We start from the raw sequence: 1,800 nt of genomic DNA, 5'->3' as shown, positions 1-1,800 counted from the left end.
ATCCGATGCTCAGCCGGATCTACGGCACCGCGTGGCTCAACAAGAAACAGCTCGCCGAACATCTCGTCCGGCTGGAGGAAGCGGCCAAGCGCGACCATCGCCGGATCGGCCAGGACATGGACCTGTTCCACCTCCAGGCCGAGGCCCACGGCAGCGTCTTCTGGCACCCCAAGGGCTTCATCCTGTGGCGCCAGCTGGAGGCCTATATGCGCCGCCGGCTCGACGCGGCGGGCTATGACGAGGTCAAGACTCCCCAGCTGATGGACGCGCGCCAGTGGGAGAAATCGGGCCATTGGGGCAAATATCGCGAGAATATGTTCGTCGTCCCCGACGAGATCCCGTCCGGCGAGGATGACGGCCCCGTCCTGTCGGGCACCAGCGACCTGATGGCGCTCAAGCCGATGAACTGCCCGGTGCATGTTTTGATCTTCAAGCAGGGCATCACAAGCTATCGCGACCTGCCGATCCGAATGGCCGAATTCGGCTGCTGCCACCGCAACGAGCCGCACGGCGCGCTCCACGGGATCATGCGCGTGCGCCAGTTCACGCAGGATGACGCCCACATCTTCGTCCGCGAGGATCAGCTGGTCGCCGAAGTCATGGCCTTCTGCGACCTGCTCGACAGCGTCTATCGCGAGCTTGGTTTCGATCAATATGCGATCAAGCTGGCGCTTCGCCCCGACCAGCGCTTCGGGTCGGACGCCGACTGGGATAAGGCCGAATCCGAGCTTCGCGCCGCGGTCGAGGCATCAGGCCGCGCGACCGCCGAATATGGGTGGGAAGAATTGCCCGGCGAGGGTGCATTCTACGCGCCAAAGCTGGAATTCCATCTCACCGACGCGATCGGCCGGACCTGGCAGGTCGGTACCATCCAGTCGGACCGCGTCCTCCCCGACCGGCTCGATGCATCCTATGTCGGCGAGGATGGCGAGCGCCACCGCCCGGTGATGCTCCACCGCGCGATCCTCGGTACGTTCGAACGGTTCATCGGCATCCTGATCGAACATCATGCGGGGCGCTTCCCGCTGTGGCTCAGCCCGGTCCAGGCGGTGGTCGCGACAATCGTCAGTGACGCCGATGACTATGCCAATGTGGTGGTTGCCCGGCTCAAGGCGGCGGGGCTGCGTGCGGAGGCTGACCTGCGCAACGAGAAGATCAATTATAAGGTGCGCGAACATTCGCTCGCCAAGGTCCCGTTGCTGCTGGTCGTCGGCAAGCGCGAGGCAGAGGAGAGTACGGTCGCGATCCGCCGGCTGGGTAGCGACGAGTATCAGAAGGTCATGAGCCTCGACGAGGCAGTGGCGATGATCAGCGCCGAGGCCATCCCGCCCGACTTGCGGTGAATCCACGCCACACGGCAGTAAAATCGGCCTGTTGCCTGCGCTCGCCCTTCCCAATTGGCGCGCAAAGCCCTAACTCGCGCGCTTAACCAACGACTCTGGAGACTTCGCTATACCACCGCCCAATCCGCGTCGCGCAATGACGCCGCCGGCCTTCACCGGCCCTCGCTACAATGAGTTCATCCAATCCCAGAAGGTTCGGGTGATCGACGAAAATGGCGAAAATCTGGGCGTGATGTTCACCAAGGAGGCGATCGAGCAGGCGGCCGGCGTGGGCCTCGACCTGGTCGAGATCAGCCCCGGTGCCGATCCCCCCGTGGCCAAATATCTCGATATCGGCCGCTTCAAATATGAAGCCCAGAAAAAGGCCAACGAGCAGCGCAAGAAGCAGAAGACGCAGGAGATCAAGGAGATCAAGATGCGTCCCAACATCGACGACCATGATTATCAGACCAAGATG

Annotated in this window: 2 protein-coding genes; both read left to right on the top strand. The window is 62.8% G+C overall.

The window, feature by feature from the left end; translation table 11 throughout:
* A partial coding sequence (gene thrS, locus RMN73_RS00245; protein WP_309601311.1) for a threonine--tRNA ligase occupies nucleotides 1-1,343 on the top strand: 1,343 nt, incomplete at its 5' end.
* Between the two features lie 136 nt (nucleotides 1,344-1,479).
* Nucleotides 1,480-1,800: translation initiation factor IF-3 (gene infC, locus RMN73_RS00240; protein WP_309601310.1), on the top strand; the 321-nt coding region annotated here is incomplete at its 3' end.

This window comes from Sphingomonas sp. (genome assembly GCF_031372575.1).
GTDB lineage: Bacteria > Pseudomonadota > Alphaproteobacteria > Sphingomonadales > Sphingomonadaceae > Sphingomicrobium.
Note: the sequence above shows the minus strand (reverse complement) of the source record. Positions and strands in the feature narration are given on the sequence as shown.